This is a genomic window from Jannaschia aquimarina (assembly GCF_000877395.1).
Lineage (GTDB): Bacteria > Pseudomonadota > Alphaproteobacteria > Rhodobacterales > Rhodobacteraceae > Jannaschia > Jannaschia aquimarina.
This window is the reverse complement of the sequence record NZ_JYFE01000047.1, coordinates 40,824-47,558: the sequence shown is the minus strand read 5'-3', so window position 1 is coordinate 47,558 and position 6,735 is coordinate 40,824. Positions and strand designations below refer to the sequence as shown.

Genomic DNA, 6,735 nt, shown 5'->3' with positions numbered 1-6,735 from the left:
ACCAAACCCTGAACAGAGCTAACTCATAAACGCGGACTCAGAGGGGAGCAGGTCACAGGTAGCGGCCACGACCATCCATCGAGACGCCCACGCCAGCCTCGATCAGCGTCGTGATCCAGGCCGATTCCATGAACTGAGATCCTTTATCCATGTTCACGATCTCCGGCGGGCCGTATTTGGTGATGGCTTCGTTCAAAGCATCGACGCAGAAGTCGGCGTGCATCGTGTTCGAAAGCCGCAAGCTCGAAAACTTGCGTGTCGCCCAGTCCATGATCGCCACGCGGTAGAGGAACCCGTTGCGCACCGGCACGAAGGTGATGTCGGCGCACCGATATGCTCGTTGCGCAAATCACGCCTGTTGCCTCGTCGTGTCGGCCAAGCATGGTAGTCGCGTCGCGGCATCTTTAGGCACATTTCACACCCAACCCATTGGCCGCTCGTCGGTGAAACGTCCCACTGGGCCTTTCCCTGTCCTGCTCACTCCCTACCCGACCTGCCTTCACGAGTGACGATGCGGATATCCGAGTGGCACGGTGGATCCAGCGGCTGCTTCTGCGAAGTCTGGGTCGCCGTCCGGGGCGCTCTTCTCCGGTCAAGCCGCAGGGCGGTCGTCGCGGTGCTTCTCGAGGACGTCGACCACGGCGCGGCTCAGCTCCGAAAGTGAAAATGGTTTGGGCAGGAACGTGGAGTTCGGCACCGGCATCTTCCCATCGATGAGGGATCTCTGAGTGTAGCCTGATACGAAAACGGTGGGGACGTCCGGCCGCATCTCTCGGGCCTCCTTGATCCAGGTCGGACCGTCCTTGCCGGGCATCATCACGTCGGTGAGGAAAAGATCTATATGGAGGCTCTCGTCCGAAAGGCGGGAAAGCGCGTCTTCGGCCGAGTCCGCTTCGACGACAGCGTAGCCCTTGAGCCGGAGGGCGCGTGACGCGAAAGCGCGGACGGGAGCCTCATCCTCGACGAGAAGAACGGTCAATTCCCTCTCTTCGGGCGCGTCTGTGGCTGCGCTGTCATACCGCCCGTCCTCGTCGGCGTATTCGAAGCCGTCCTCACGGGCGGCATCGGCGACCCTGCTGAGCAACTCGTCCTCACCACCTTCTTCAGGAACCGGAATGTGGCGCTTCGGCGCCGCTTCGGCCGCAGGAGCCTGATCCGACGTCCCTGCTCTCCCTGAGCGAGGTGAGTGATCTGAGTTGTCGGCATCCGTCGCCTCTGCGTTTTCAACCGAGGCGACGATGTCAACAGGCGCGACTTCGTTGACCCCTGTGATATCGCCCTCGATATCCGCCGGATCGCGCTTCTCCCCAGATCCGGGGTCGCCGTCCGCGGTTTCGGCTTCGATGACATCGCCATTCGCGGTCTGAAGCATCGCTGGGACGTCCGGAGCGGGAAGGTGAAGTGGCGAGGCGGTCCCGCTATCGACGGCATCCGGCGAACGGGTGCTCCGGCTCAGGTCAAATGTCTCCATGGCCGTCTCCTCGGACGCGGCGGCGGTCTGATCGTGCCCGGCGGGGAAATAGAGCGTGAAGGATGCGCCGGTGCCGGGCTCGCTGTCGGCGAAGATGTAACCGCCCGATTGCTTCACGATGCCATAGGCCATCGACAAGCCGAGACCCGTCCCCTCGCCGGTTTTCTTTGTGGTATAGAACGGCTCGAAGATGCGGCCGATCCGCTCCGGCGGGATGCCGACCCCCTGGTCGGTCACGATCACCACGACGTAGAAGCCGGGCGGGACGGTCACGCGGTCGCGGGTGAGGCCACGTTCGAGGTAACGGCACCGGGTCGTGATCCGGACTTCGCCGCCATCCGGCATTGCGTCGCGTGCGTTCACGACGAGATTCATCAGGACCTGTTCGAGCTGCCGCTTGTCGCCGCGGATCGCGACGAGTGCCGGATCGTGGTCGAGGATAAGGCGCACGCGTTCGCCGAGGAGGCGATTGAGCAGATGCGTCATCTCGCTGAGCGTTTCCCGCAGGTCGAGATGTTGCAGCGAGAGCGGCTGTTGTCGCGAGAAGGCCAGAAGCTGTCCAACGAGGGATGCCGCGCGGTTCGCATTCTGGTTGATCTGACTGAGATCGGCGTAGTCCGGATCGTCCTCCTGGCGACGTAGGAGAAGAAGATCGCAATGGCCTGAGATCGCTGTGAGCAGATTGTTGAAATCGTGAGCGACGCCACCCGCCAGCTGACCGATTGCCTGCATCTTCTGGCTTTGGACGAACTGCGCTTCGATCGACTTGAACTCGGTCGCGTCGTTCAGGACGGCGATGAGCCCGCGCCCGTCGGATGTCAGGGGGCGGCCGAGGGTGATCTGAAGATAGCGCTCTCCCTGGTGGGAAACGCGGACGACTTCGGGCCGATTGAGGCCACGTCCGTCGATCGCTTCGGCGACCCATTCATCCACGGACCGGCCCAACCCCTCGACCAGGGCGGCGAGCGAGAGGTTCCCCTCGGCCGCTGCTGGCAAGAGCTTGAGTGCGAGGCGGTTCAGCGAGACGACGTTGCCGCGCCCGTCGATCCGAAGGACCGCGATGGGCAGAGAATCGAGCAGGCGCGTCAGGTCAGAGCCCGTGTCCTGATGCGCACCCTCCTCCACGGGGAGGAGGAAGATCTCCTTCCGGTCTGCAACGGGGCGCGAAAGGACCACGCGCACCTCGACCGGTTCCTTCCCGGCACGCATGCGATGGACGGCGCCATTTCGCAGCGGAAGATCGTCGAAAAGATCATCGAGCCGGGTGATCCGGCGGCCCAGAGCCGAACGGAGCGGTTCGTTCATGTAGAGGATCGTGCCGCTGGACCCGACAGTCAGCATCGGCAGGCCGATCCCGTCGCCCGTCCGGGTCGGGCGGTCGACCATGTCTTCGAGGCGCCATAGCTCCCCATCGGGGACGCGATGCGCGGAAACCCGGACATGCCCTCGCCGGGTGACCACGTCCTCGCGCGCAGAGCCATGATCGCGGAGTTGTTCGCGCAGGCGGTGAACCACTGCGTCCGGATTGGCAAAGAGCGGTTCTAGAACACGAGAGAGAACACCGCCTGGCGCAGGCCCGAACCGATCGGCGGCCGCGCGGTTCTGCACGACGATCGCGCCTTGCTGATCCGTGCAGAAGGCGGGCGCGCTGTCGTGTTCGACGAAGGTCATGATGCCCTCGAGCTGCCGGCGCGCGCGCTTTGCCCGCATCCGCTTCGCGACCCATAACCCGAAGGAAACGACGGCCAGCGTCACGGATATCGCCGCGAGTCCGATCTGGACGGCACGATCTGAGATAAGTGGGACTGCGCCAGCGAAGAGAAGCGCGGCGGCGAGAATGATCCAGGCCCGCTGCCCGATCCTGTCGACCCGCTCTGCCGTCGCGTCCAATCGCGCCTCCCAGATGCCTTCGCTCACGGAAAACCCTTCCGACTCAATCGAGGATCACCTAGCGATGAAACATTAACCGAACCTTAAGTTAGTTGTCGCGCCATCCCGCACGAAACGATCAGGGATGCATCAGTGCGATGAAGAATCCGTCGGTTCCGGCAAGGGGATCCGTGGACCAGCGTGAGACCACGCTCAGGCCGGATCGCTCGACGACGGCGTCGTTTTCGTCTCGCAGCAGAGAGCAGGTCATGTAGGCGACCGTGCCGCCCGGCCGGGTGAGGGAGCTTGCCCGGCGCAGGATATCCGATTGAATCGACTGCAGTTCCGTCAGGCGCTCGGGCGTCAGGCGCCATTTCGCTTCGGGCTGGCGGCGCCAGGCGCCGGAGCCCGAACAGGGCACGTCGCAGACCACCAGATCGAACGGGCCTGAAGGGTCTTCCACAAGATCGACCTCGATGCCGGCGCGCGCGGCGCGGGCGGGCAGGTCGCGCATCCTTTCGGGTATCGCGTCATGAGCCGAGATCTCCAGTTTCGCGGCTGCGGCCATGGCGAGGGTCTTTCCACCACCGCCTGCGCAGAGGTCGAGCACGCGCATCCCGTCCTGCAGCGGCAGCCGATCCACAAGGGTCTGGGACCCGGCATCCTGCAACTCGAACAATCCGTCCTGATAAGCCGGGAGCCGGTTGAGCCCCCGCGCGGGGCCGTCGAGGCGCAGGGCCGAGGGGGAGACGTCGATCGCATGTGCCGCGTGGCCGTCGGCCGCGAGTTGGCGCACGACCTCCTCTCTGGTCGTGCGTGCGAGGTTGACCCGCAGATCGACCGGGGCGCGGTGGCGGAGCGCGTCGCAGACCGGCTCCGTCCGATCTCCGAGAGAGGCGCAGAGGCGAGGCAGGAGCCAGTCCGCCACGTCAAGGCGAACCGCTTCGGGCGCCTGTTCCAATGGCGGACCGGGCGGGGGTGGGCGCGGAGGCGCATAGCCGCTGCCGGTAAAGAGGGTTTCAGGCTCCTGTCCCTGCTGGCGCAGGAGACCGGACACGACCGCGTGCGCGTCCATCTTCTCGACGGGCCTGTCATCCAGTCCGCCGAGCCAAGCCGATGACCGAAGCATCCGGAGCGCATCGAAGACGTGATCCCGCACGGCGGCGCGATCCTTCGACCCGGCATATCGGGCGCCGCGCGCCCAACGGGTCAATTCCCGCTCGGCCGGAGCGCCGGAGAGAACCGGGGAGAGGACGTCGATGGCGGCCTGAAGTCGGGCGGCGGGAGTCATGGCGGACCGGTGCACCCGGCCGCCATCCCGGTCAAGTCAGATCACAGACAGGACGACGATCATCGCGAGAACGTAGATCAGGATGCCGCCGCCGATCAGGAGATAGTGGAAGTTCCCGGAGGCCTGCGCCTTTACCAGACTGCTCATCTGTCCCAGCAGGTCCGGCCACGTATAGCTGACGAAATCGCCCTGCGTGAAGACGGCCTTGATGCGCCCCTCGGAATCCACGACCGGAAGACGGCGAAACCGCTCGTTCGACATCATCCGGAGCCAATCGAGCATCTGGTCGTCCTCGGTGGCGACGCGTGGGTCGCGCGTCATGATCTCTTCGAGCTTGGTCTCCTTGGCATCGAGGCCTCGGCCGACCAGCTTGTTCATCACGTCTCGTTCCGTGACCACGCCGATGACCTTGTCCTCGGGGTCGACCACGATCACGCAGCCGTAATTGCGGTCTGTCATGGCCGAGACCGCTTCGTAGACCGTCGTCTCGGGCGAACGCGTCAGCGGCTTGGGTTTGCTCGCATATTCGGGGCGATCCTTCAGACGATTGCCCGCGCGCTCTCCGGTCCCGGTGGCCATGGTCGTCTCTCCCTTCGGCTTGACTTGGGCGGAACAGGTAGAGGCCAGGCGCGCCGGGGCAAATCAGGCGCCGCGATAGTTCGGCGACTCGCGGGTGATCTGGACATCGTGGACGTGGCTTTCCTTGAGGCCTGCGCCCGAGATCCGGACAAAGCTACACTGCGTGCGCATCTGCTCGACCGTCTGGCAGCCGGTATAGCCCATGGCCGCGCGCAACCCGCCAACCAGCTGATGGATCACCGTGCCGGCCGAGCCCTTGTAGGGGACTTGCCCCTCGATCCCCTCGGGCACGAGCTTATCGCTGGCGGCATCCTTCTGGAAGTACCGGTCCGCCGAGCCGCGCGCCATCGCGCCCATCGATCCCATGCCCCGATAGGACTTGAAGCTTCTGCCCTGGTAGAGAATGACCTCGCCCGGGCTTTCGTCCGTCCCGGCGATCATGCTGCCGACCATCGCGCAGGACGCACCCGCCGCGATCGCCTTGGCGAAATCGCCCGAGAACTTGATGCCGCCATCCGCGATGACCGGGATGTCGCCAGCCGCCGCCGCGCTGTCGATGATGGCGGTAAGCTGGGGCACGCCGACGCCGGCCACGATCCGGGTGGTGCAGATGCTGCCCGGGCCGATGCCGACCTTCACAGCGTCTGCGCCGGCGCCGATCAGGGCGCGGGTGGCCTCGCCGGTGGCGACGTTCCCGGCGACCACCTGCACGTCGTTCGACAGGCGCTTGACCCGCTCGACCGCATGGCCGACGCCCTCGGAATGACCGTGGGCTGTGTCGATCACGATCAGATCGACGCCCGCGTCGATCAGCGCCTCGGAGCGTTCGAAGCCGGCATCGCCGACGGTCGTGGCGGCCGCGACCCGCAGTCGGCCCAGCGTGTCCTTGCAAGCCTGCGGATTTAGGACTGCCTGTTCCAAATCCTTGATCGTCAGAAGGCCGGTCAGCTTACCCTCAGCATTGACGACAAGCAGCTTCTCGATCCGCCTTGCATGCATGAGGCTGCGGGCCTCGGCCGTATCCACCGGCTCGCGGAGGATGGCGAGGTTCTCCGCCGTCATCATGGCATGGACCGGCGTCGCGTCATCGGTCGCGAAGCGCATGTCCCGGTTGGTGACGATTCCGACCACCCGCCTATCGCGGTCGACGACCGGGAAGCCGGTGACACGATAACGCTCCTGTAAGGCCTTTGCGTCCGCCAGCGTCTGGTCGGCGGTCAGGGTGACGGGGTTGTAGACGATCCCGCTCTCGAAGCGCTTGACCCGCCGCACTTCCCTGGCCTGTGCCTCGACGTCGAGGTTGCGATGAACGACGCCCATGCCGCCCGCTTGCGCCATGGCGATGGCCATCCGGCTTTCGGTGACGGTATCCATCGCCGAAGAGAGCAGCGGGATGTTCAGCCCGATCGACCGGGTGACCCGCGTCCGTGTATCCGCATCGCCCGGAAGGACTCGGCTTTCGGCGGGAACGAGCAAAACGTCGTCGAAGGTGAGGGCCTCGCGAATCTCCATCGCACGTCTCCGG

The 6,735-nt window shown here is 65.1% G+C and carries 5 protein-coding genes; all 5 read right to left on the bottom strand.

Features of this window, described 5'->3' with window-relative positions; genetic code table 11:
- Positions 1-52: 52 nt before the first annotated feature.
- The gene (locus tag jaqu_RS13070) at positions 53-319 is read right to left on the bottom strand and encodes a DDE-type integrase/transposase/recombinase (RefSeq protein WP_084629822.1); all 267 of its coding nucleotides are present in this window, start codon (positions 317-319) and stop codon (positions 53-55) included.
- 273 nt (positions 320-592) lie between these two features.
- Positions 593-3,388 (bottom strand): ATP-binding protein, encoded by a 2,796-nt coding sequence (locus tag jaqu_RS13065; RefSeq protein WP_052500954.1) that lies wholly within the window; start codon positions 3,386-3,388, stop codon positions 593-595.
- 91 nt (positions 3,389-3,479) lie between these two features.
- The gene (locus jaqu_RS13060; RefSeq protein WP_043919433.1) at positions 3,480-4,631 is read right to left on the bottom strand and encodes an RsmB/NOP family class I SAM-dependent RNA methyltransferase; all 1,152 of its coding nucleotides are present in this window, start codon (positions 4,629-4,631) and stop codon (positions 3,480-3,482) included.
- 36 nt (positions 4,632-4,667) lie between these two features.
- Positions 4,668-5,210 (bottom strand): CBS domain-containing protein, encoded by a 543-nt coding sequence (locus jaqu_RS13055; RefSeq protein WP_043919432.1) that lies wholly within the window; start codon positions 5,208-5,210, stop codon positions 4,668-4,670.
- A 63-nt stretch (positions 5,211-5,273) separates the two neighbouring features.
- Complete coding sequence (gene guaB, locus jaqu_RS13050; protein WP_043919431.1) at positions 5,274-6,722, bottom strand: IMP dehydrogenase; 1,449 nt, start codon at positions 6,720-6,722, stop codon at positions 5,274-5,276.
- Positions 6,723-6,735: the final 13 nt, after the last annotated feature.

Excerpts from the sequence above, each read along its gene's own strand:
- jaqu_RS13060 (WP_043919433.1), bottom strand. The coding sequence starts at position 4,631 with ATGACTCCCGCCGCCCGACTTCAGGCCGCCATCGACGTCCTCTCCCCG.
- jaqu_RS13055 (WP_043919432.1), bottom strand. The coding sequence starts at position 5,210 with ATGGCCACCGGGACCGGAGAGCGCGCGGGCAATCGTCTGAAGGATCGC.
- guaB (WP_043919431.1), bottom strand. The coding sequence starts at position 6,722 with ATGGAGATTCGCGAGGCCCTCACCTTCGACGACGTTTTGCTCGTTCCC.